Raw genomic sequence first — 20,614 nt, 5'->3', positions numbered from 1 at the left:
CGCGGGGTCAGGCCGCCAGGCGCCGTTCGTCGACGAAACCGATCGACACCGACATCTCGCGCCAGCGCGCCAGTTCCTGCTGCACCGACTGGATCTTGGCGCGCGCCTGGTCGAAGGCGTCGCGGCCCAGGAACAGATGCAGCGGCGCGTATTGCGCGTCCGCCGCCTGGATCAGCGCGCGCGCCGCCTTGGCCGGGTCTCCGGACGCGGCGTGGCCCGCGCCCGCCTCGGGGCGCGCGCCGTCCGCCGGCGCGCGCATCGCGCCGGGATAGACCAGCGACACGCGCACGCCATGCGGCGCGGCCTCCAGGGCCAAGGTTTCGCTCAGCCCGCTGACCGCGAACTTGGCGCCGCTGTAGGCGCCCCAGCCGGCGCTGCCGCCATCGAAACCCAGGATCGACGAGATGTTGAACACGTGGCCGGCGCGCTGCGCGCGCAGGCGCGGCATCACCGCGCGCACCACATTCAGCACGCCGAAGACGTTGATGTCGAAGCTGTCGCGCAGCTCGGCGTCCGACAGCGTTTCCAGCGCGCCCGCCAGGCCATGCCCGGCGTTGTTGACGACCACGTCGATGCGACCGAACGCCGCCACGGTGGTGTCGATCGCGCGGCGCACGCTGCCTTCGTCGGCCAGATTCACTTCCAGCGGCAGGAAGCGGCCTTCGAGCTTGGCGCCCACCGCGTCCATCAATGCATCGACATCGCGCGACGTGGCCGCGACCTTGTGCCCCTGGTCGAGCAGCATCCTGACCAGCGCCAGGCCCAGGCCGCCGGCGGCGCCTGTCACAAACCAGATTTTTTCGGTGCTCATGCGATCTCCCTCTGCTTGCGGCGGCCGGCAACACGCCGGCGGCCCGCTGGCGCCCACGGATTCACGCGGAACACATCGACCCCAAGCGTGAGAGGGATATTAAGCATCGCGCATCGACGCGCACAGGCTCGTTCTTGCGTGAAACCTGCCTATTTCTACGGGTTTGCCGTTGTCCGAAGGCCGGGGGGACGGGGGCAGCCGCGGCGCCCCGCCCCGGGGCGGCCTGCGGCGGGATCAGCCCAGCGCGCTGCGGTAGTGCTCGCTGTCGAAGCTCGGCGCGCTGCCGGCGGGCTCGGCATCCGCCACCGGTTGCGTGACCGGCGCGGCGGCGTCGACGCCGAAGAGAGAGAGTTCGGCGGTGACCAATGCAAGGAGAAGATTCGCCATGATGATTCCTTTGAGTCGAATGCCCAGACCGGCGGCGGCTGCGTCGGTCTTATATAAGACATGGGGCTCATATTGCGGGGCACGGCGGCGGGCGTCCATTTGGTTTACTCAATCAAGGCGATTGAGGCAACGCAAGGCCTTGGCTCAACGCGCGAAACGGCGTCGCTGGCCCGTCTGCCGCACCGTCGCCACCAGGGCCCGCACGGCGGCTTCGGCCGAGCGCGCGAAGGCATAGAAGCGCGCATTCGGCAGCGCCGGCAAGCCGTCCTCGCGCGACAGCGCCCGCAGCCCCGGGCGCAGCTGGCTGCGCGCCACCGGCGCCACCGCGAACCCTGCCTGCGCGGCCGCCAGGCAGCCGGCCATGCTGCCGCTTTCGAACGCTGGCGACCACGCGCGCCGCGCCTTGCCCAGCGCCGTAATGGCGGCTTCGCGGTAGACGCAGGGCTCGGGAAACACCGCCAGCGGCACGCGCTCGCCCGGCATCCAGGCCTTGTCTTCGCCCCAGGCCCACACCAGCTCTTCTTCCCAAAGCAGTTCGCCTTCATCCCGCACGAGTGAGCACTGCTTGCCGAACACCACGTCGAGCTTGCCGCGCGCCTGCTGGCGCAGCAGGTCCCCCGTCACACCCACTTTCAGCTCGATGGACGCTCCCGGGTGCGCGCGATGGAATGCCTGCAATACCTCGGCCAGCCAGGCGCCGGCGAAGTCTTCCGATGCGCCGACGCGCAAACGTCCCTTCAGGCCTGCCCCGCTCAGGCGGGCGCGGGCCTCGCGTTCGAGTTCGACGATATTGCGCGCATAGGCGTAGAGCGTCTCGCCGGCGGCGGTCAGTTCGAAGCTGCGCGTGGTGCGTTCGAGCAGGACGACGCCAGCGACCGATTCGAGGCGCTTGATGTGGCCGCTGACCGCGGACGGCGTCAGCGCCAGCGCGTCCGCCGCCAGCGCGAAACCGCCGTGGTCCACGACTTCGAGAAAGGTGCGCAGCAGGGTCAGGTCCAGCACGGCGCCAGCGGGGGACGCGGGGGTATCCATGGGGTCGGCCTCAATACACGATTCTTTGATAATAAACGCGCATTATTCACTAATCATGATTTCTCGCGCCGCTATCGTGGGCCTTCCGCTATCGGCAGGACAAGCCACCATGACCCCTTACCGCACGATCCGCACCCCCAGGCTGGAAATCGCCTATCTCGAATGGAATCCCGGCGCCGCCCGCAGCGCCGTGCTGCTGCATGGCTGGCCCGACAGCCCGGCCGGCTGGCGCCCGGTGGCGCAGCGGCTGGCCGCCGAAGGCTATCGCGTGTTGTGTCCGGCGCTGCGCGGCTTCGGCCCGACCCGTTTTCTGGACCGGGCCACGCCACGCAGCGGCGAACTGGCGGCGCTGGGCCGCGACCTGCTGGATTTCATCGATGCCCTCGGCCTCGAACAACCGCTGCTGGCGGGCCATGACTGGGGCGCGCGCGCCGCCGCCAACGCCTGCGGCCTGGCCACCGGCGCGGCCGCGCAACTGGTGCTGCTGTCGATCGGCTACGGCACCAACGATCCCGCGCAGGTTCTGCCGCTACCGCAGGCGCGCAACTACTGGTACCACTGGTTCATGGCCACGCCGCGCGGCGCCGCTGCCGTGCGCGAGGATGCGCGCGGCTTCACCCGCTATCTGTGGGACACCTGGTCGCCGGCCGGCTGGTATACCGAGGAGGAATTCGCCGAGGCCGCGCAGGCCTTCGACAACCCCGACTGGGCCGCCGTGGTGTTGCATTCCTATCGCCACCGCTGGGGCTTCGAGCCGGGCGATCCCGCGTACGCGCAGGATGGCGCGCGGCTGACGCCGGCGCCAAGGCTGGCGGTGCCGACCCTGGTGCTGCACGGCGGCGCCGACACCTGCAACCAGCCCGCCACATCCGAAGGCAAGTCGCACTATTTCAGCGGCGGCTACGAACGCCGGGTGCTCGATGGCGTGGGCCATTTCCCGCAGCGCGAGGCGCCGCAGGCGGTGGCCGCAGCCATCCTGAATTTCGTCGCCAATCCACCGGCGCGAGGCTGACACGGCCCGACGCCGCCGGGCAGGAAAACGGGGAATGGCGGATAATCCGGCTATTTCCCGCCTTTCGGGCGGCGGTTTCCCGCCGGCGCCGGCGCGGGGCAGCATTCGGAGTCAGCTATGTATCGCGGCATTGAGGCGATCGAACAATTCATGATGTCCATCGGCCTGGCCTGGCAGCCCGGCCGCACCGAAAGCGCCGAACTGCGCGCCAGCTACCGCATCGGCAACACCCGGCCGCTGGGCATCGACCGCACGCTGGTGGAATTCCACTGCGACGCCAAGCGGCCCAAGGTATGGGTGCCGGAGTTCTCGCGCACCAGCTTTCACCAGTGGTTCGAAGTGCCGTTCCAGGAATTCGAATTCACGCCGGGCGGTTCGATGCTGAAGATCAAAGCCGCCGCGCGCGGCAATGCCCCGCCCTACAGCGTGGGCCTCAAGCCGCTGGCCTGAGCGGCCCTTTGCGCCCGGCGCCCGCCGGGCGTTCTACAGCGGTTTGTACATGATGGTGGTGCCGTCCAGCCGCGACGGATCGCGCGCATCGCGGGCGAACCCCGGAATCACGCCCACCGTGTGATACCCCAGCGAGGTGTACAGCGGCTCGGCGTTGTCGCCAGTGCGCGTGTCCAGCGTGATCAGGCTGCGGCCGGCCTCGACGGCGGCGGCCTCCGCCGCCTGCATCAGCGCGCGGGCGATGCCGCGGCGGCGGAAATCCGGATGCACCAGCAACTTGCGGATCTCGGCGCGGTGCGGTTGATTGGGCGGCGTATCGCAGTCCAGCTGCACCGAGCCGGCCACGCGCCCCGCCTCCATCGCCACCAGCAGCACCAATCCACCGCTTTCGAGCGGCGGCAGCACCTTGTCAAGCCAGAATGCCCGCGCCGCCTCGGGGCCGAAGGGCAGCACGAAACTGACGCTGGCGCCATCCTGCACGCAGGCATGCAGCAGTTCGCCCAGGCCGGGCAGCAACGCGTGGGCTTCATCCGCGGTAACGCGGTTCAATGCAAGGGTATCGGTGGACATGATGGACTCAGACGATGAACAACAGGTAACGGGCGCCGCTGTGCGGCGGGGTGTCGAAGGCGCTGGCGCCGTAGAGCTGGTAGCGCAGGCAGTCGCCGGGCGCGAGGGTGTGGGATTGGCCGTCGACGCGGATCGACAGTTCGCCTTCCAGCATGACCAGGTGGTGTTCCAGGCCGGCCCGCGGTGACTGCGGGTAGTCGATGTGGGTGGCGGGAGGCAACTCGCAGGCCAGGACCTCGCCGGCCAGCTTCTGCGACGGCGGCGATACCGAGCGGCGCCGGAAGCCGGTGGCGCCATCGACCCACAGCGCCTGCGCCGCGCTCGGCACCAACGGGTTGAAGTCGTCTTCGACCATGCGCATCAGGCGCGACATGGTCATGCCATAGGCGCCGCAGAGTTTTCCCAGCGCGCTGGCGGTGGGACTGACCTCGGCGTTTTCCAGGCGTGACAAGGTGGCGCGGCTGACGCCGGCACGGCCGGCCAGTTCATCCAGCGACCAGCCGCGCTCGAGGCGCAGGGTCTTGAGGCGGCCGGCCAGGCGCTGGTCCAGGTCGGCATCGGGAGCGGTTGCGTTTTCCATATTCGGGAATTTATCCCATATCTGAAAATTCATCAATGGCGGGCTTGCCCCGCGTCCGGCGCCGCCTCCCGGGCACGGCGACAATTCGGCACAATACGGCGTATGCACACAGCCCGATTCGTCTCCATGACCGTCCTCTGCCTGGGCATCCTGACGGGCTGCAGCCTGCCGCCCCTGGAATCACGCAGCGCCTCGCAGGCGCTGGCGCCCGACGCCGCCCGCGACACCGCGCTGGGCCGCGCCATCGCGCCGCTGGCCGCGCAACACCCGGGTAAATCCGGCATCCATCCGCTGGCCGACGCCCACGACGCCTTCGCCGCGCGCATGATGCTGGCGCGCGCCGCGCAGCGCAGCCTGGACGTGCAGTACTACATCTGGCACGACGACCTGACCGGCACGCTGCTGCTGGAAGCGCTGCACGCGGCCGCCGATCGCGGCGTGCGGGTGCGGCTGCTGCTGGACGATAACGGCACGGCCGGGCTGGACAAGGTGCTCGCGGCGCTGGATGCGCACCCGAACATCGAGGTGCGCCTGTACAACCCATTCGTGGTGCGCTGGCCCAAGTTCATCGGCTACCTGACCGACTTCCGCCGCCTGAACCGGCGCATGCACAACAAGTCGTTCACCGCCGACAACCAGGCCACCATCGTCGGCGGCCGCAATATCGGCGACGAATACTTCGGCGCCACCGACGGCGTGCTGTTCACCGACCTCGACGTGCTGGCCGTGGGCGACGCGGTGCAGGACGTGTCGAACGACTTCGACCGCTATTGGGCCAGCGAATCGGCCTATCCGGTGGACCGGCTGCTCAAGCCGGCCGGCCCCGACGAACTGGCGGCGCTGGCGCGCACGGCCACCACGCTGGAACGCTCGCCCGAGGCCGCCGCCTACGCCGAGGCCATGCGCCAGCTGCCCTTCATCCAGCAGCTGCTGCGCGGCGAGCTGGCGCTGGAATGGGCGCCGACCCGCATGGTCAGCGACGATCCGCGCAAGACCCTGGGCACCGCCCCGCCCGAAGCCATGCTGTCGCACCAGCTGCAAGACATCATCGGCACGCCCGCCACCGACGTCGAACTGGTCTCGCCCTACTTCGTGCCCACCGCCAGCGGCACCGAGGCCTTCGCGGCCATGGCGCAACGCGGGGTCAAGGTGCGGGTGCTGACCAACGCGCTGGAGGCCACCGACGTGGCCGTGGTGCATTCCGGCTACGCCTCGCGCCGCCGCGACCTGCTGGCCGCCGGCGTCGAGCTGTTCGAGATGAAGCGGCAGCCGGGCGAGGTCGAGCGCAACAAGAGCCTGGGACCGTTCGGCAGCTCGGGATCGAGCCTGCATGCCAAGACCTTCGCGGTGGACGGACGCAGCGTGTTCGTCGGTTCGTTCAATTTCGATCCGCGTTCGGCGCGCCTGAATACCGAACTGGGCTTTGTCATCGACAGCCCGACGCTGGCGCGCCACATCGCCAAGGCCTTCGACGAGGACATTGCGCGCACCGCCTACCGCGTCTGCCTGGACGACAAGGGCGCGCTGTACTGGCTGGAGCAGCGCGATGGCCAGCGCATCCGCCACGACACCGAACCGGGCACCACCGCCTGGCAGCGCTTTTCGGTCTGGTTCGTGTCGCTGCTGCCAATCGAATCGCTGCTGTAGCGTGACCGCAAGCAACGGAGTTCGCGCCGGACAGGGACGGCGGTAGACTGGATGTCCGCCGACTTCCGTTGCCCCGCCGTTCCCATGAGCAAGCTCGACACCCTGGACTGGACCCGCATCGCCGCCGACCTGGACGCGCGCGGCCACGCCGTGGCCGCCGGCCTGCTCACGCCCGCGCAGTGCCAGGCGCTGGCGGCCGGCTACGCGGACGAGCATCGCTACCGCAGCCGCATCGTCATGAGCCGCCATGGCTTCGGCCGCGGCGAATACAAATACTTCGCCTATCCGCTGCCGCGCCTGCTGCACAACCTGCGCACCGCGCTGTACCCGCGGCTGGCGCCGATCGCCAACCGCTGGAACCGGCAGATGGGCATCGCGGTCGAGTATCCGGCCGGGCACGCCGCCTTCCTGGCGCGCTGCCACCAGGCCGGCCAGCGCCGGCCGACGCCGCTGATCCTGCAATACGGGCCCGGCGACTACAACTGCCTGCACCAGGACCTGTACGGCGAGCACGCCTTCCCGTTGCAGGTGGCGGTGCTGCTGTCGCGTCCGGGCGAGGACTTCACCGGCGGCGAATTCGTCATGACCGAAACCGATAGCGCCGGCCAGCGGGCCGAGGTGTTGCCGCTGAGCCAGGGCGACGCGCTGATCTTCACCGTCAACCAACGCCCGGTGGCCGGCGCGCGCGGCTGGCGCCGCGTGGCCATGCGCCACGGCGTCAGCGCGCTGCGCGACGGGCGGCGCCACACGCTTGGCGTGATCTTCCACGACGCGGCCTGATATGGGAACCAGCCTGAACCTGTTCGACGATGAAGAGATCGCGCAGACCGGCCGCGAAAGCATCGGCGCGCAATCGGTGGTGCTGCGCGGCTATGCGCTGCCGGCGGCACAGGCGCTGCTGGCCGGGGTCAACACGGTGCGCCGGCAGGCGCCGTTTCGCCACATGGTCACGCCCGGCGGCCTGCCGATGTCGGTGGCGCTGACCAACTGCGGCCGCCATGGCTGGACCAGCGATGAACAGGGCTATCGCTACACGCGCGAGGATCCGCTATCCGGCTTGCCATGGCCGGACATGCCCGAGGTCTTCGATACGCTGGCGCGCGCGGCCGCGCGCGAGGCGGGCTTTCCCGGCTTCGCGCCGGACGCCTGCCTGGTCAACCGCTACCAGCCCGGTTCACGGCTGTCGCTGCACCAGGACAAGGACGAGCGCGACTACGGCGCGCCCATCGTCTCGGTGTCGCTCGGCATGCCGGCGGTGTTCCTGTTCGGCGGCCACGCGCGCGGCGACCGGGCCGTGCACGTGCCACTGTTCCATGGCGATGTGGTGGTGTGGGGCGGCGTCGATCGGCTGCGCTATCACGGCGTGCTACCGCTCAAGGACCGCCCCCATCCCACGCTGGGCAGCGTGCGGATCAACTTCACCATCCGCCAGGCCGGCTGAAACGGCGCGCCGCGCCAGCCGCTCCCCGATCCGGCCCTCATCCAGGCCGGCCTGGCGCAAGGCGCGGCCATGCGGGTTCACCAGAACTGGCGGCGGCCAGCGCGCCGGCCTACTATCAGGCACCTTTTCCGCCCTTGGGAATTCCATGCGCCTGAGCCTCGCCCTTGCCCTGCTGTGCCCGTTGCTCGGCCCGCCCGCCGGCGCCGCCGAACCGCCGGCCCGCACCGAGAATTCGCTGGGCATGCCATTCGTCATGGTGCCGGCCGGCAGCTTTCTCATGGGCAGCGACGAACCGCCCGAGGCGCTGGCGCGCGACTATCCCCAATACCCGAGCGAGCGCTTCACGCAATTGTTCGACGAGGCGCCGGTGCACACCGTGCGCATCACCCGGCCCTTCCTGCTGATGCCCACCGAAGTCACCGTGGGCCAGTTCCGCCGCTTCCTGGAGGCCTCGGGCTACGTGCCGGAATCCGAGGCCGACGGCACGGGCGGCTACGGCTACAACGCCGCCTATGATCCCGACGCGTCCGAACGCGGCGACGCTTTCGAAGGCCGCGACCGCCGCTACTCCTGGCGCAACCCCGGCTTTGCCCAGGACGACACGCATCCGGTGGTCAATGTCAGCTGGAACGACGCCACCGCCATGGCGCGCTGGCTGAGCCAGCGCGAAGGCCAGGTCTACCGGCTGCCGACCGAAGCCGAATGGGAATACGCCGCCCGCGCCGGCGGCCAGGGCCGCTACCAGCACGGCGACGACCCGGCCGCCCTGCCGGACGTGGCCAACACCTTCGACGCGGACGCGGCGCCGCTCTGGCCAAAATGGCGGACCTACGCGGCGGCGCGCAGCGACGGCCACCGCTTCACCGCCCCCGTCGCCAGCCACGCGCCCAACGCCTTCGGCCTGTACGACATGCATGGCAACGCATGGGAATGGGTGGCCGATTGGTACGGCGAGGACTACTACGCGCACTCGCCCCAGGACGACCCTCAGGGCCCGGCCAGCGGCAACGTGCGGGTGCGCCGCGGCGGCTCGTGGCATACCTGGGCGCTGTACACGCGTTCGGCGTACCGCAACTGGAATACCCCCGAAACACGCTATCCACTGGTCGGATTCCGCCTGCTGCGCGAAGTCGCGCCATGAAGACCGGTTAGCATAGCCGCAAGCCTAACTTTTAAAAGAGTCCCGACATGCATTCGCTGGGCCGCCTCGTCCTGCTGGTCAACGATTACGACACCGCCATCGCCTTCTACCAGGACAAGCTGGGCATGCAGGTGTTCGTCGACATGGCCGTGGGCCCGCAGCGCTATGTGCATCTGCGGCTGCCGGAACAGCCGTCGGTGGGCGTGTGGCTGCTGCAGGCGCAGACCCAGGCCCAGCGCGACCGCGTCGGCGACCAGACCGGCGGCCAGCCGGTGGGCGTGTTCTACACCGACGACGTGGCGCGCGACCATGCACGCTTCGCCGCGCGCGGCGTGCGCTTCACCCGGGAGCCGGTGGACGACACCGCCGCCATCTATGCGCACTTCATCGACCTGTACGGCAATGAGTTCGTGCTGGTGCAGCTGAAATAGCCATGGCCGCTCGTCCCGCCTCCCGCGACTGGATCGTGCGCCAAGCGCCGGCGGACCGGTTCGAGCGCATCGAAGCCTACTTCGGCGGCCTCGGCTACGGGCTGCACCGGCATGACACCTACGCCATCGGCTGCACGCTGGCCGGCGTGCAGAGCTTTCACTACCGCCGCGACCTGCGGCACAGCCTGCCGGGCGGCGTGCTGGTGCTGCACCCCGACGAGGCGCACGATGGCCAGGCCGGCACCGACGCCGGCTTCCACTACCGCATGGCCTATGTGCAGCCGGCGCTCATCCAGCGCATCCTGGGCGGCCGTCCGCTGCCCTTCGTGCGCGACGGCGTCTCCAACGATGCGCGGCTGCGCGCGGCCTGCGTCGCGCTGTTGCAAGCCCCCGACGCCACCGATCCGCTGCGCGAGGACGACGCGCTATACGACCTGACGCTGGCGCTGTGCGCCGCCGCGGGCCAGGCCCCCGCCCGGTCGCGGCCCGACTATGCCGCCGGCGAGCGGGCGCGCCAGTACATCCACGACGCGCGCGGCCAGGCGGTGTCGCTGGACGACCTGGAGCGCGCCGCCGGCATCGACCGCTGGCGCCTTTCGCGCGACTTCCGCGCGCTGTACGGCACCAGCCCGTACCGCTACGCCTTGCTGCGCCGCCTTGACCTGGCGCGGCGCCTGATTGCCGCGGGCGAGCCGCTGGCGCAGGCCGCGCTGGCCGCCGGCTTCACCGACCAGAGCCACCTGACGCGCCGCCACGCCGAGGCCTTCGGCATGACGCCCGCGCACTGGCGCGGCACCCTGCGCCGCTGATGCGCGGCGTTTCGCACAAACGTACAAGACCGCGCGCGCGCCGGCCCCTAAGCTGCGGTTTTCATTGCCGCACAAGGAAGCCGCCATGCCCGCCATCACCGCCATCAACCTGGCCCACAAACTGTCGCTGATCCAGGAACCCTGGATGCCCAAGGTCATCGCCGAGATGAACGACTACCAGTTCAAGCTGGTCAAGCTGCACGGCGAATTCGTGTGGCATGCCCATGCCGATACCGACGAGACCTTTATCGTGCTGGCGGGCCAACTGCGCATCGACCTGCGCGACGGCCATATCGACCTGGGACCGGGAGAAATGGCCGTCATCCCCAAAGGCGTGGAGCACAAGCCGTGTGCGCCGCAAACGGTGCAGGCCATGCTGATCGAGCCGCGCGGCGTGCTCAACACCGGCGACCAGGGCGGCGAGCGCAGCGCCCCCAACGACGTCTGGATCTGACGGCGGCTCAGGGCCGGTCGCTTTCGATCAGCCGTTTGTCGTCCTTGGCCGCGATGCGCGCCTCGACCCGCCGCAGCACCGCCAGCACGAACAGCGCCATCAGCGTGCTGGCCACGGCGGTGGCCTCGCGCCCCATGCCGGCGGCCACGCCAATGGCGGCGGTCATCCAGATGCTGGCCGAGGTGGTCAGGCCGCGGATCTCGCGCTCGTCGCTGAGCTTGATGATGGCGCCCGCGCCCAGGAAACCGATGCCGGCGATCACGCCCTGCAGCACCCGGCTCAGGTCGCCGACCTGCATGCCGTTCTGCAGCGGCACCAGCACGAAGATCGCGGCGCCCAGCGCCACCAGCATATGGGTGCGCAGGCCGGCGGCCTTGCCGCTGCGCTCGCGTTCATAGCCGAGCAGGCCGCCCAGCAATACCGCCATGCCCAGGCGCAGCACGATGCGGGTGGCCTCGCCGACATCGGGGATGTCGGCGAATTCACTGCGCAAGGTGGTCCAGACTTCCAGCCAGATATCCGCCATCGTTGTCTCCCGCGGCAGGTGGATGCAGCCAGCATAGCAGGGCCGCGCTGGCGCGGCGGCGCCCATCTGGTTTACAACGTCAGGCAGGTCCGCATCGAGACGGACACGACGAGGAGCGACGGATGGATTTGCAGCTGGATGGCAAGCGCGTACTGATCACGGGCGCGTCCAAGGGAATCGGCCTGGCCTGCGCCATGGCCTTTGCGCGGGAAGGCGCCGAACCGATCCTGGCGGCGCGCGACGACGCGGCGCTGCGGGCCGCCGCGCAGGCGATCCAGGCGCAGACCGGACGCGCGGCGCGCACCCTGGCGGTCGACCTGGCGCAGCCCGGCGCGGCGGCGCGGGTGCTGCAACAGACCGGGGCGATCGACATCCTGGTCAACAACGCCGGCGCGGTGCCCGGCGGCGCCCTGGACCAGGTGCAGGACGAACGCTGGCGCGCCGGCTGGGACCTGAAAGTGCATGGCTACATCGACCTGGCGCGCCACTACTATCCGCTGATGCGCGCGGCGGGCGCCGGCGTCATCGCCAACATCATCGGCATGGCCGGCTCGGCGCCGCGCGCCGACTACATCTGCGGCGCCGCCGCCAATGCCTCATTGATCGCCTTCACCCGCGCCCTGGGCGGCGACGGGCCGCGCCACGGCGTGCGCGTGTTCGGCGTGAACCCGTCACGCACCCGCACCGACCGGGTGCTGACCCTGGCCAGGCAGCGCGCGCAGGCCCGCTGGGGCGATGCATCGCGCTGGCAGGAAACCCTGAACGACCTGCCCTTCGGCCGCCTGATGGAGCCCGAGGAAGTCGCCGACATGGTGGTGTTCGGCGCGTCGCCGCGGGCGGGCTATCTCAGTGGCACGGTGATCGACCTGGACGGCGGCGAGCAATACGCCGGCCGTTGACGCGTCCGGCGCCTCAGCGCGCCGCGGCCCAGCCGGCCAACAGGCCCGGCAATTGCGCCATGTCGGTGAACACGTGGGCCACGCCGACCTCGCGCAGCGCCTCGGCGCTGCTGTGGCCGTTGGCGCTCGGGCTGTAGCCGAACACCGTGGCGCCCGCCGCCACGCCGGCGGTGGCGCCGGTGACGGTATCCTCGACCACGGCGCAGCGCCGCGGATCCACGCCCAGCGCGCTGGCGGCGGCCAGATAGACGTCGGGATGCGGCTTGCTGCGCGGCATTTCGTGGCCGCTGAAGACCCGTTCACCGAAGCACTCGGCGATGCCGACCTTGGCCAGTTGCAGCTCGACCTTGCGGCGGTCGGCGCCCGACGCCACCGCGATGCGGCCCGACAGCGTCTGGTGCAGGCTGCGCACCGCGTCCGGCGCGCCGGGAATTTCGCGCAGTTCGCGGTCGAGCGCGCCATTGCGGCGTTCGCGGAACTGCGCGAACCATTCGGGCGCCAGCGCCACGCCGGTACGCGCCTGGATCAGGGGCAGCTCGTCGCGCACCGCCTTGCCGGTGAAGATGCGCGTGGCTTCTTCGAAGGTGATGGCCCAGCCCAGTTCGTTCAGCATCTCGGTCAGGACGCGGGCGGTGATCGGCTCGGAATCGACCAGGACGCCGTCACAGTCGAACAACACGGCGTCAAAGGGAAAATCAGTCATTGAGGATGGCGGAAAGGAGGGATCGGGGAAGCCCTAGAGCATACTGCACCGCGCCAACCCGCCCGCGCGGCGGAGCGCAAGCAACGGAGTGTGCGCGGCCGCGCGGTTCGCTATGCTGTATCGCGGCCAGGCCTCCCCTGAGCCGCCCTCCGTTCATTGCACAGCCTTCCATGACGCCACCGACCTCCCCCGCGAAATCCACACCGCCGACAGTCCGCGCGACAACCGCCGCCGTCGATGATGTTCCCGCCCTGTACGCGCGCGCCGCCCGGCACCTGGCGGCGCTGGATGCCGACTGGGCTGGCCATGTGGCCGCCATCGGCCCGTGCCGCCACGCCTCGCGGCCGGCGCGCGATCCGTACGAGGCGCTGGTGCGCGCCATCGCCTACCAGCAGCTGCACGCGCGCGCCGGCGACGCCATTCTCGGCCGCCTGCTGGCGCTGTATCCCGGGCAGGCCTTTCCCGCGCCGCGCGCGCTGCTCGACACCGATCCCGACGCCCAGCGCGCCTGCGGCTTTTCGGCGTCCAAGCTGGCCACCATCCGCGGCATCGCGCAGGCCGCCCTGGACGGCCTGATCCCCTCGCGCGAGGAAGCGCTGGCCATGCGCGACGAAGACCTGATCGAACGGCTGGTGACGCTGCGCGGCGTAGGCCGCTGGACCGTGGAAATGTTGCTGATCTACACGCTGGAGCGCATGGACATCCTGCCAGTGGACGACTTCGGCGTGCGCGAGGGCTACCGGCGCCTGAAGCGGCTGGACCAGGCCCCGTCGCCGGCGCGGATGCGCGCCATCGGCGAGGCCTTCCGCCCGTACCGCACGATCGCCGCCTGGTATCTGTGGCGCATGCCCGCCGCCCCGGCCCCGGCGGCGCCATGACCGCGGCCGACCTCCTGCCGCTGGACCGCTACGACTGGGCCCGCATTCTCGAACAGCTCGATACCGAGGGCTGGGCGCCGCTGCCCGCGCTGTTCAGCCCCGCCCAGGCCAGTGCGCTGGCGGGCGCCTTCGACGATCCTCACGCCGTCCCGGGCGGCGCGGAGGGCGGCGCCTGCCGGTCACTGCCCCCGCCGCTGCCGCATGGCCTGGACACCCTGCAGGACGCACTGCAGGCACGGCTGGCGCCCCTGGCGCGGAACTGGGCGCGGCGGTTGGGACACGCCGCCCCCGCTGCCACGGCGGCGGGCCCGGCCAGCCTGAGCAGGCTGGGCCGGGACGATTGCCAGCCCCTGCGCCACGCGCCGGACGAGGCAGGGTTCCCGTTCTATCTGGTTGCGTTGCTGTCCGCCCCCGGGCGCGACTTCAGCGGCGGCGAATTCGTCATGACCGAGCAGCGGCCCCGCCAGCAATCGCGCCCGATGGTCCTGCCGCTGACACGCGGCGACGCCGCCCTGATCGCGGCCCTGCACCGGCCCGTGCGGGGCGCCAACGGCGACTACCGCGCCACGCTGCGCCACGCCATCAGCCGGGTGCGCAGCGGTGTACGCGTGGGGCTGTCGCTGCCGCTGTCCGGTCCGTCCTGACGGCCCGGGCCAGCCGGCCGCCCCCCGCAGCGCGGCGCATGCGGCCGAAAGTTATATTGCATTTTAACAATGCAATATGCAAAACTAGCCGCCATGGACACCCCCGACGACACCCCGCCCCGCCGCACCGGCTTCACGCTGGACGGCGTCGCCTACACTCACATCGACATGGCCGGCCAGTACGGCGCGGACTTCCAGCGCCTGCCGGTGGTGCTGCGGCTGCTGCTGGAAAACGCCTTGCGCAACATGCGCGGCGCCGAGCGGGACGACGCCGTGGCGGCGCTGTTCGCGTGGCTGGCGCATGGCACCAGCGAAGCGGAGATCGCCTTCCAGCCAGGCCGCGTGCTGATGCACGACACCACCAGCACGCCCGCGCTGGTGGATATCGCCGCCATGCGCGACGCGCTGGACGAGGCCGGCATGGACCCGCGCGCGCTGAACCCGGTGCTGCCGGTGGACGTGTCGGTGGATCATTCGCTGGCGGTGCAGGCCTATGCGCGGCCGGATGCGGCCGCCAGCAACCTGGCGCTGGAATTGCGCCGCAACGCCGAGCGCTACCGTTTCCTGCGCTGGGCCTCGAAAGCGCTGTCCAACGTGCGCATCCATCCGCCCGGCACCGGCATCATGCACACCCTCAACCTGGAACAGTTGGCGACCGTGGTGTGCGAACACGACGGCGCGCTGCATCCGGACATGATGATCGGCACCGACAGCCATACGCCGATGATCAACGGCATCGGCGTGCTGGGCTGGGGCGTGGGCGGGCTGGAGGCGCAGACGGTGATGTTCGGCATGCCCACCCTGCTGCGCATTCCCGACGTGATCGGCGTGCGCCTGAGCGGCGCGCTGGCGGCCGGCGTCACCGCGACCGACCTGGCGCTGACCGTGACCCAGCGCCTGCGCGCCATCGGCGTGTCGGGCGAGTTCGTGGAATTCTTCGGTCCCGGCGTCGCCACCCTGTCGGCCGGCAGCCGCTGCGTGGTGGCCAACATGGCGCCGGAGTACGGCGCCACCACCGGCTATTTCCCCATCGACGCGGCCACGCTCGATTACCTGCGCCAGACCGGTCGCGATCCGGCCCACGTGGCGCGGGTGGGCGCCTATGCCGCCAGCGCCGGCCTGGCGCTGGATCCGGCGGCCACGCCGCGCTACACGCGCGTGGTCGAGATCGCGCTGGACCAGGTGGGCACGCGGGTGGCCGGGCCCACCCGGCCGCAGGACCTGCATCCCTACGAACAGACCCGCGCCCTCCTGGCGGGCCTCGGGTTCGCGCCGCGGGCGGCTTCGCCGCTGCCGCGCCATGCCATCGCCATCGCCGCCATCACCAGCTGTACCAACACCTCCGATCCGCGCCTGCTGGTCGCGGCCGGGCTGCTGGCGCGCAAGGCGCGCCGCGCCGGGCTCAAGGCGCCCGCCTGGGTCAAGACCTCGCTCGGCCCCGGCTCGCCCGCCGCCGCCGACTACCTGGCCCGCGCCGGCCTGCTCGCCGACCTGGAGGCGGTGGGCTTCGGCATCGTCGGCTATGGCTGCACCACCTGTATCGGCAATTCCGGCCCCTTGCCCCCGATGGTGCGCGACGCCATGGCGGCCGGCGCCGTTCGGCCGGTGGCGGTGCTGTCCGGCAACCGCAATTTCACCGGCCGCATCCACCCCGACCTGGACCTGGGCTTCCTGATGTCGCCGCCGCTGGTCATCGCCTTCGCGCTGGCCGGCGACGCCGAGCGCGACCTGGCGCGCGAACCGGTGCAGGTCGGAGCCGACGGCCGCCCCGTGTTCCTGCGCGACCTCTGGCCAGACGACGGCGAGATCGACGCGGCGCTGGCGCGCGGCCTGCGCGCCGACGACTTCCAGCGGGCCTTCCAGGCGGCCAGCGCCAATCCGGGCTGGCAGGCCTTGCAGTCGCCCGCCACGCCGCGCTTTCCGTGGGATCCGGCCTCGACCGCGCTGCGCCGCCCGCCGTTCGCGGCGGCCGGTCCGGCGAGCCAATTGGGCCGCTATGCCGCGCATCCGCTGCTGGTGTTGGGCGACGACGTCACCACCGACCACCTTTCACCCGCCAGCGCCATTCCGCCCGACAGCCTGATCGCCGACTTCCTGGTGGCGCAAGGCGACGACCGCGATGACCTGAACGTGTTCGCGTCGCGGCGCGGCAATTGGCAGGTGATGATGCGGGCCGCCTTCTACAGCAAGAGCCTGGCCAACCTGCTGTGCCCGGATGCCCCGGTCGGCCACACCGTGCATGCGCCCAGCGGCGCCATCGAACCGATCTGGGAAGCCGCCGAGCGCTACCGCCGCGACGGCGACGCGGTGGTGCTGCTGGCCGGCGAACGCTTCGGCACCGGCTCCTCGCGCGACTGGGCCGCCAAGGGCCAGCGGCTGCTGGGCATCCGCGCGGTGCTGGCGGTCAGCTTCGAGCGCATCCACCGCTCGAACCTGATCGGCATGGGCATCCTGCCGCTGCGCCTGCCGGCGGGCGTCACGCCGCACCGCCTGGCGATTCAGCCGGGCGACCGCTTCGAGATCGATTGCCCGCCGCAGCGCCTGGCGCCGCGCCAGCCGGTCGCGGTGCGGCTGTTGCGCGCCGACGGCCGCGAGCAGGCCCTGCAGGCCACCGCCGCGGTCGAAACCCAACTGGAGCTGCATCTGCTGCGGATGGGCGGCGTGATTCCGGCTATCCTCGCGGATACGCTTGGCGCCGCGACCTCGGCGCCGTCCGAGACGGCCCCGCCGGGCTGAGTCCCACTTTGCATTCCCCATGAGCGCGCAGACCCACACCGCCAGCAAGATCCTGGAGCTGATCCGGCAGGACCGCCTGACCGGCGGCGCGCACCTGAGCGCGCAGAAACTGGCCGACCGCCTGCGCCTGTCGCGCTCGCCGGTCAATGACGCGCTTGGCCTGCTGGAGCGGCACGGCATCGTGGCGCGCAAGCCCAACCGCGGCTACTTCCTGCAGCTGGACCACGAGGTCCTGGCGCGCACCTGCGCGGACCTGGCCCCGCCCGCCGCCGACGACGTCGTCACGCAAAGCTATTTCCGGCTGGCCGACGAACTGCTGCGCGGCGCGCTGCCGATGCAGTGCAGCGAAGCGCTGCTGCGCGCCCGCTACGCCCTGACGCAGGCGCAGACCCAGGCGCTGCTGGCGCGCGTGGCGCAAGAAGGCTGGGCCCAGCGGCGCCCCGGCTACGGCTGGGAATTCTCGTCGATGATGACCACGCCCGACAGCCTGCTGCAGTCGTATCGCCTGCGCCTGGCGCTGGAACCGGCCGCGCTGCTCGAACCCACCTACCGCATCGACAAGGCCGTGCTGGCGCGCTGCCGCGCCGCCGAACGCCACCTGCTCGACGGCGGCATCGACAGCGACAGCGCCGACCAGTTGCACGAACGCGGCGTGCGCTTCCACGAGTCGCTGGTGGAGGCCTCGGGCAACCCGTTCTTCATCGACACCATCAAGCGCGTCAACCGCGTGCGGCGGCTGCTGTCGTACCGCTCGATGCAGGACCGCAGCCGCTATCGCCAGCATTGCGAGCAGCACCTGGAAATCCTCGACCTGCTGGAGCGCGAGCGCAACGAAGAGGCCTCGCAGGCGCTGGCCCGGCACCTGCGCAGCACGCTCGACAACCTGGCGCGCATCCGCGGCATCCTCACAACCTAGGCCGCCGGCGGATCAAGCCGCTACGCGCGGGCCGCCTGGCGGCCCGCCGCGGGCCCCTCAGAAGTCCATCGACGCCGACAGCATCAGCGTGCGCGGCACGCCTTGCGAGATGGTGCCGTAGGACGCCACGCCCGACCAATAGGCGCGGTTGAACACGTTGACGACATTGGCGCGCAGGGTCACTTCCTTGCCGTCGATGCGCGTGACGTAGCGCGCGCCCAGGTCGAACGTGGTCCACGAGGGCACCGACTGCGTGTTGGCCTGATTGACGTATTCCTTGCCGGTGTGGATCACGCCGCCGGTCAGGGTCAGCCCGGCGACCCAGGGCGTATCCCATTCCGCGCCCAGGTTGGCGGTGAAGCGCGGCACGCCCACGGGCTGGTTGCCGCGCGTGGCGGGGTTGCTGGTGCGCGTCAGCTCGGCGTCCAGGAAGGTCACGCCGCCCAGCAGGCGCAGGCCGCGCAGCGGCTCGCCCGACAGGTTCAGTTCCACGCCGCGGTTGCGTTGCTCGCTGTCCGCCGCATACACGCCCCCCGTCAGCTGGCCGCTGGGCTTGGTGATCTCGAAGGCGCTCAGGGTCAGCATGGCGCTGTCGAAATCGACCTTCACGCCCACTTCCTTTTGCTTGGACTTGTACGGCTTGAACACCTGGCCGGCGTTGGTGGCGGTGGCCGGCGCCACGTCGCCCTTGCTCAGGCCCTCGATGTAGTTGGCGTAGAACGAGACGTTCCGCCACGGCTTGAGCACCAGGCCAGCCAGCGGCGTGATCGCGCTTTCGTCGTAGCTGAGGGTGCGCGCGCCCGTGACGCCATTGAAGTTGCGCGATTCGACCCGCTGCTGGCGCGCGCCCAGCGTCAACTGGACCCGCTCGTCCAGCACGCTCAGCGTGTCGGCCAGCGCGAAGCCGCTCAGGTCCGAAGACGACACCTTGGGCACGCTGGCGGGCGCGGCGATGTCCTGCCGGGGTCGCGTCACCGGGTGATAGATGTTGGACGACAGCGCCGTGCCGTTCACGCTGGCCTGGGCGTTGCGGTCGCTGTACAGCGTGCCCATGAAGGTGATGGCATGGCGCACCGGACCGGTGTCCAGCTTGGCGCGCAGGCCGGCGTTGTAGGTGCTGCGATCGACCTGGAACTTGAAATGGTTGGGGGTCACCAGCGTGTCGCCGGCGGCGTTGACGAGGGTTGGCGTCTGGTCGGACAGGCGGTTGATGGTGGTGCTCGAGCCGCCCGCGTCGGCGAACACCGTCAGGCGGTCGCTGATGTCGTACTCGACGCGCAGCAGCGCGGATTCGCCTTCGGACTTCCACCAGCTCCACGGCTGCGTCGCATTGCGGCGGCCGTCCGGCGCGTCCGGCACGCGCAGGCCCGCCGCCACCAGGAACGGACGCGTGGGCGCGTCGATCTTCTCGTTCTGGATCAGCAGGTCGAGCGAGGCGCGCAGCTTATCGCCCTGGTAGTCCAGCGACAGCGCGCCGATGTCGGTGCGCGAATGCAGGTTGTCCAGTGGCGTGTCGCCCTGGCGGTGCAGGCCGTTGACGCGCACGCCCCAGGCGCCGTCGTCACCGAAGCGCCGGCTCAGGTCGACACGGCCGCCGAACTGCGACGCCCCCGCGTAATCGGCCGACACCCGCGTCAGGTCCTGCGGCAGCGAGCGCTTGGGCACCATGTTGATGACGCCGCCCACCCCGCTGTTGGGCGACATGCCGTACAGCAGCGCCGCCGGCCCCTTCAGCACCTCGACCCGCTCGATGTAGTCGGTGAACACGTGGTAGTTCGGCGCCACGCCATAGACGCCGTCGAAGGCGATCTCGCCCAGGTTGCCTTCGCCTATCGGAAAGCCGCGGATGTAGAACGAGTCGGTCACGCCGCCGATCTGGCCGGTGAAGCGCACCGAGGAATCGACGTTCAGCGCGTCGGCCAGCGTCACCGCCTGGCGGTTGGCCAGGAGGTCCGAGGTGTAGTTGGCGACGCTGAACGGCGTATCCATCACATCGCGGTTGCCCAACAGGCCGAGCCGGCCGCCGCGCGCCACCTGGCCGCCCGTGTACGCGACCGGCAGCGCCGAGGGATGCGCGTCCGCGCCCGTCACCACGACGCTCGGCAGCAGCGTGGTCTCGCCCTGCGGCGGCAGCTTGCGCAGCGAATAGGCGCCGCCGCCCTGCTCCGCCAGCGCGTAGCCGGAGCCCGACAGCAGCCGCGCGAAGCCCTCGCGCACCGTGTAGACGCCGTTCAGGCCGTCACTGTGCTGGCCCGCCAGCAGGGCCGGATCGAAGGACAGCGGCACGCCGGCGGCGGCGGCGAAGCGGGCCAGCGTGTCGCCCAGCGGGCCGGCGGGAATCGCATAGGGCTTGCCGCTCGCCGCGCTGACGGCATCGGCGGCGCGCGCCGGCTGCGAGGCCGCCGACGCCAGCGCCAGCGCCACGCCCAGGCCAAGGGCGCGCACCGCGGCCCGCGTGGACGACGATGAGGTCCGCGCGCGGCGGACGGACAGGGAACGGGAGTAACGGCTTGCCATGAGGGATTCTTCGTGGGCGGGGCATCGCGG

22 protein-coding genes are annotated in these 20,614 nt (G+C 70.8%); 14 read left to right on the top strand and 8 right to left on the bottom strand.

Features of this window, described 5'->3' with window-relative positions; translation table 11 throughout:
* Window positions 1-7 precede the first annotated feature (7 nt).
* The 3 genes from HV742_RS10575 to HV742_RS10565 all read right to left on the bottom strand — a co-directional run bounded on the left by HV742_RS10575 (window position 8) and on the right by HV742_RS10565 (window position 2,230).
* The gene (locus HV742_RS10575; RefSeq protein WP_049075795.1) at window positions 8-811 is read right to left on the bottom strand and encodes an SDR family NAD(P)-dependent oxidoreductase; all 804 of its coding nucleotides are present in this window, start codon (window positions 809-811) and stop codon (window positions 8-10) included.
* A gap of 234 nt (window positions 812-1,045) precedes the next feature.
* Window positions 1,046-1,198 carry a hypothetical protein gene (locus tag HV742_RS10570; protein ID WP_167352798.1) on the bottom strand — a complete coding sequence of 51 codons (153 nt, stop codon included), beginning with the start codon at window positions 1,196-1,198 and terminating at the stop codon, window positions 1,046-1,048.
* A gap of 144 nt (window positions 1,199-1,342) precedes the next feature.
* Window positions 1,343-2,230, bottom strand: a complete 888-nt coding sequence (locus tag HV742_RS10565) for a LysR family transcriptional regulator (protein ID WP_049075797.1) — start codon at window positions 2,228-2,230, stop codon at window positions 1,343-1,345.
* Window positions 2,231-2,339: 109 nt separating this feature from the next.
* Here HV742_RS10565 and HV742_RS10560 point away from each other — a divergent pair, with 109 nt between their 5' ends.
* Window positions 2,340-3,242 carry an alpha/beta fold hydrolase gene (locus tag HV742_RS10560; protein WP_175145026.1) on the top strand — a complete coding sequence of 301 codons (903 nt, stop codon included), beginning with the start codon at window positions 2,340-2,342 and terminating at the stop codon, window positions 3,240-3,242.
* Between the two features lie 117 nt (window positions 3,243-3,359).
* On the top strand, window positions 3,360-3,692 hold the full coding sequence (locus HV742_RS10555; RefSeq protein WP_049075799.1) for a hypothetical protein: 333 nt from the start codon (window positions 3,360-3,362) through the stop codon (window positions 3,690-3,692).
* 33 nt (window positions 3,693-3,725) lie between these two features.
* On the opposite strand, the gene HV742_RS10550 is transcribed toward HV742_RS10555, so the two are convergent.
* Both HV742_RS10550 and HV742_RS10545 read right to left on the bottom strand, forming a co-directional pair.
* Entirely contained in the window at window positions 3,726-4,262 is a 537-nt protein-coding gene (locus HV742_RS10550; protein ID WP_049075800.1) for a GNAT family N-acetyltransferase, read from the bottom strand.
* Between the two features lie 7 nt (window positions 4,263-4,269).
* Window positions 4,270-4,842 (bottom strand): helix-turn-helix domain-containing protein, encoded by a 573-nt coding sequence (locus HV742_RS10545; protein WP_063569141.1) that lies wholly within the window; start codon window positions 4,840-4,842, stop codon window positions 4,270-4,272.
* Window positions 4,843-4,968: 126 nt separating this feature from the next.
* Here HV742_RS10545 and HV742_RS10540 point away from each other — a divergent pair, with 126 nt between their 5' ends.
* From HV742_RS10540 to HV742_RS10510, 7 genes are all read left to right on the top strand, one after another.
* Entirely contained in the window at window positions 4,969-6,489 is a 1,521-nt protein-coding gene (locus tag HV742_RS10540; protein ID WP_437340588.1) for a phospholipase D family protein, read from the top strand.
* 84 nt (window positions 6,490-6,573) lie between these two features.
* Window positions 6,574-7,269 carry a 2OG-Fe(II) oxygenase gene (locus HV742_RS10535; RefSeq protein WP_175145024.1) on the top strand — a complete coding sequence of 232 codons (696 nt, stop codon included), beginning with the start codon at window positions 6,574-6,576 and terminating at the stop codon, window positions 7,267-7,269.
* Between the two features lies 1 nt (window position 7,270).
* Entirely contained in the window at window positions 7,271-7,930 is a 660-nt protein-coding gene (gene alkB / locus HV742_RS10530; protein WP_175145022.1) for a DNA oxidative demethylase AlkB, read from the top strand.
* Between the two features lie 145 nt (window positions 7,931-8,075).
* Window positions 8,076-9,071, top strand: a complete 996-nt coding sequence (locus tag HV742_RS10525) for a formylglycine-generating enzyme family protein (protein WP_175145020.1) — start codon at window positions 8,076-8,078, stop codon at window positions 9,069-9,071.
* 47 nt (window positions 9,072-9,118) lie between these two features.
* Complete coding sequence (locus HV742_RS10520) at window positions 9,119-9,502, top strand: VOC family protein (RefSeq protein ID WP_049075812.1); 384 nt, start codon at window positions 9,119-9,121, stop codon at window positions 9,500-9,502.
* A gap of 2 nt (window positions 9,503-9,504) precedes the next feature.
* Window positions 9,505-10,311, top strand: coding sequence for an AraC family transcriptional regulator (locus tag HV742_RS10515; RefSeq protein WP_175145018.1), 807 nt, complete (start codon window positions 9,505-9,507; stop codon window positions 10,309-10,311).
* A gap of 85 nt (window positions 10,312-10,396) precedes the next feature.
* Window positions 10,397-10,765: a cupin domain-containing protein gene (locus HV742_RS10510; protein WP_175145016.1), complete on the top strand. Its 369-nt coding sequence runs from the start codon at window positions 10,397-10,399 to the stop codon at window positions 10,763-10,765.
* A gap of 7 nt (window positions 10,766-10,772) precedes the next feature.
* On the opposite strand, the gene HV742_RS10505 is transcribed toward HV742_RS10510, so the two are convergent.
* Window positions 10,773-11,291 carry an MgtC/SapB family protein gene (locus HV742_RS10505; protein WP_049075817.1) on the bottom strand — a complete coding sequence of 173 codons (519 nt, stop codon included), beginning with the start codon at window positions 11,289-11,291 and terminating at the stop codon, window positions 10,773-10,775.
* Between the two features lie 122 nt (window positions 11,292-11,413).
* Between HV742_RS10505 and HV742_RS10500 the strand changes: the two genes are divergently transcribed.
* A complete protein-coding gene (locus HV742_RS10500) occupies window positions 11,414-12,190 on the top strand; it encodes a short-chain dehydrogenase/reductase (protein ID WP_049075819.1) in 777 nt (258 codons plus the stop codon).
* Window positions 12,191-12,203: 13 nt separating this feature from the next.
* On the opposite strand, the gene HV742_RS10495 is transcribed toward HV742_RS10500, so the two are convergent.
* Entirely contained in the window at window positions 12,204-12,893 is a 690-nt protein-coding gene (locus tag HV742_RS10495) for an HAD family hydrolase (protein WP_049075821.1), read from the bottom strand.
* A 170-nt stretch (window positions 12,894-13,063) separates the two neighbouring features.
* Here HV742_RS10495 and HV742_RS10490 point away from each other — a divergent pair, with 170 nt between their 5' ends.
* From HV742_RS10490 to HV742_RS10475, 4 genes are all read left to right on the top strand, one after another.
* Window positions 13,064-13,771, top strand: coding sequence for a DNA-3-methyladenine glycosylase family protein (locus HV742_RS10490; protein WP_081335644.1), 708 nt, complete (start codon window positions 13,064-13,066; stop codon window positions 13,769-13,771).
* On the top strand, window positions 13,768-14,415 hold the full coding sequence (locus tag HV742_RS10485; RefSeq protein ID WP_175145014.1) for a 2OG-Fe(II) oxygenase: 648 nt from the start codon (window positions 13,768-13,770) through the stop codon (window positions 14,413-14,415). The genes HV742_RS10490 and HV742_RS10485 overlap by 4 nt, the downstream gene beginning before the upstream one ends.
* 93 nt (window positions 14,416-14,508) lie before the next feature.
* Window positions 14,509-17,151, top strand: a complete 2,643-nt coding sequence (gene acnA, locus HV742_RS10480) for an aconitate hydratase AcnA (RefSeq protein ID WP_175145013.1) — start codon at window positions 14,509-14,511, stop codon at window positions 17,149-17,151.
* A gap of 19 nt (window positions 17,152-17,170) precedes the next feature.
* Window positions 17,171-18,067, top strand: coding sequence for a GntR family transcriptional regulator (locus HV742_RS10475; protein WP_175145011.1), 897 nt, complete (start codon window positions 17,171-17,173; stop codon window positions 18,065-18,067).
* A gap of 57 nt (window positions 18,068-18,124) precedes the next feature.
* Here HV742_RS10475 and HV742_RS10470 read toward each other — a convergent pair whose 3' ends face one another.
* Window positions 18,125-20,584 (bottom strand): TonB-dependent receptor, encoded by a 2,460-nt coding sequence (locus HV742_RS10470; protein WP_175145009.1) that lies wholly within the window; start codon window positions 20,582-20,584, stop codon window positions 18,125-18,127.
* Window positions 20,585-20,614 lie beyond the last annotated feature (30 nt).

It is taken from the genome of Achromobacter ruhlandii, assembly GCF_902859695.1.
Lineage (GTDB): Bacteria > Pseudomonadota > Gammaproteobacteria > Burkholderiales > Burkholderiaceae_B > Achromobacter > Achromobacter ruhlandii.
Note: the sequence above shows the minus strand (reverse complement) of the source record. Positions and strands in the feature narration are given on the sequence as shown.

Excerpts from the sequence above, each read along its gene's own strand:
- HV742_RS10575 (WP_049075795.1), bottom strand. The coding sequence starts at position 811 with ATGAGCACCGAAAAAATCTGGTTTGTGACAGGCGCCGCCGGCGGCCTG.
- HV742_RS10560 (WP_175145026.1), top strand. The coding sequence starts at position 2,340 with ATGACCCCTTACCGCACGATCCGCACCCCCAGGCTGGAAATCGCCTAT.
- HV742_RS10515 (WP_175145018.1), top strand. The coding sequence starts at position 9,505 with ATGGCCGCTCGTCCCGCCTCCCGCGACTGGATCGTGCGCCAAGCGCCG.
- HV742_RS10505 (WP_049075817.1), bottom strand. The coding sequence starts at position 11,291 with ATGGCGGATATCTGGCTGGAAGTCTGGACCACCTTGCGCAGTGAATTC.
- HV742_RS10540 (WP_437340588.1), top strand. The coding sequence starts at position 4,969 with ATGACCGTCCTCTGCCTGGGCATCCTGACGGGCTGCAGCCTGCCGCCC.
- HV742_RS10535 (WP_175145024.1), top strand. The coding sequence starts at position 6,574 with ATGAGCAAGCTCGACACCCTGGACTGGACCCGCATCGCCGCCGACCTG.
- HV742_RS10525 (WP_175145020.1), top strand. The coding sequence starts at position 8,076 with ATGCGCCTGAGCCTCGCCCTTGCCCTGCTGTGCCCGTTGCTCGGCCCG.
- acnA (WP_175145013.1), top strand. The coding sequence starts at position 14,509 with ATGGACACCCCCGACGACACCCCGCCCCGCCGCACCGGCTTCACGCTG.
- HV742_RS10470 (WP_175145009.1), bottom strand. The coding sequence starts at position 20,584 with ATGGCAAGCCGTTACTCCCGTTCCCTGTCCGTCCGCCGCGCGCGGACC.
- HV742_RS10495 (WP_049075821.1), bottom strand. The coding sequence starts at position 12,893 with ATGACTGATTTTCCCTTTGACGCCGTGTTGTTCGACTGTGACGGCGTC.
- HV742_RS10490 (WP_081335644.1), top strand. The coding sequence starts at position 13,064 with ATGACGCCACCGACCTCCCCCGCGAAATCCACACCGCCGACAGTCCGC.
- HV742_RS10550 (WP_049075800.1), bottom strand. The coding sequence starts at position 4,262 with ATGTCCACCGATACCCTTGCATTGAACCGCGTTACCGCGGATGAAGCC.
- HV742_RS10570 (WP_167352798.1), bottom strand. The coding sequence starts at position 1,198 with ATGGCGAATCTTCTCCTTGCATTGGTCACCGCCGAACTCTCTCTCTTC.
- HV742_RS10485 (WP_175145014.1), top strand. The coding sequence starts at position 13,768 with ATGACCGCGGCCGACCTCCTGCCGCTGGACCGCTACGACTGGGCCCGC.
- alkB (WP_175145022.1), top strand. The coding sequence starts at position 7,271 with ATGGGAACCAGCCTGAACCTGTTCGACGATGAAGAGATCGCGCAGACC.
- HV742_RS10520 (WP_049075812.1), top strand. The coding sequence starts at position 9,119 with ATGCATTCGCTGGGCCGCCTCGTCCTGCTGGTCAACGATTACGACACC.
- HV742_RS10510 (WP_175145016.1), top strand. The coding sequence starts at position 10,397 with ATGCCCGCCATCACCGCCATCAACCTGGCCCACAAACTGTCGCTGATC.
- HV742_RS10475 (WP_175145011.1), top strand. The coding sequence starts at position 17,171 with ATGAGCGCGCAGACCCACACCGCCAGCAAGATCCTGGAGCTGATCCGG.
- HV742_RS10555 (WP_049075799.1), top strand. The coding sequence starts at position 3,360 with ATGTATCGCGGCATTGAGGCGATCGAACAATTCATGATGTCCATCGGC.
- HV742_RS10565 (WP_049075797.1), bottom strand. The coding sequence starts at position 2,230 with ATGGATACCCCCGCGTCCCCCGCTGGCGCCGTGCTGGACCTGACCCTG.
- HV742_RS10545 (WP_063569141.1), bottom strand. The coding sequence starts at position 4,842 with ATGGAAAACGCAACCGCTCCCGATGCCGACCTGGACCAGCGCCTGGCC.
- HV742_RS10500 (WP_049075819.1), top strand. The coding sequence starts at position 11,414 with ATGGATTTGCAGCTGGATGGCAAGCGCGTACTGATCACGGGCGCGTCC.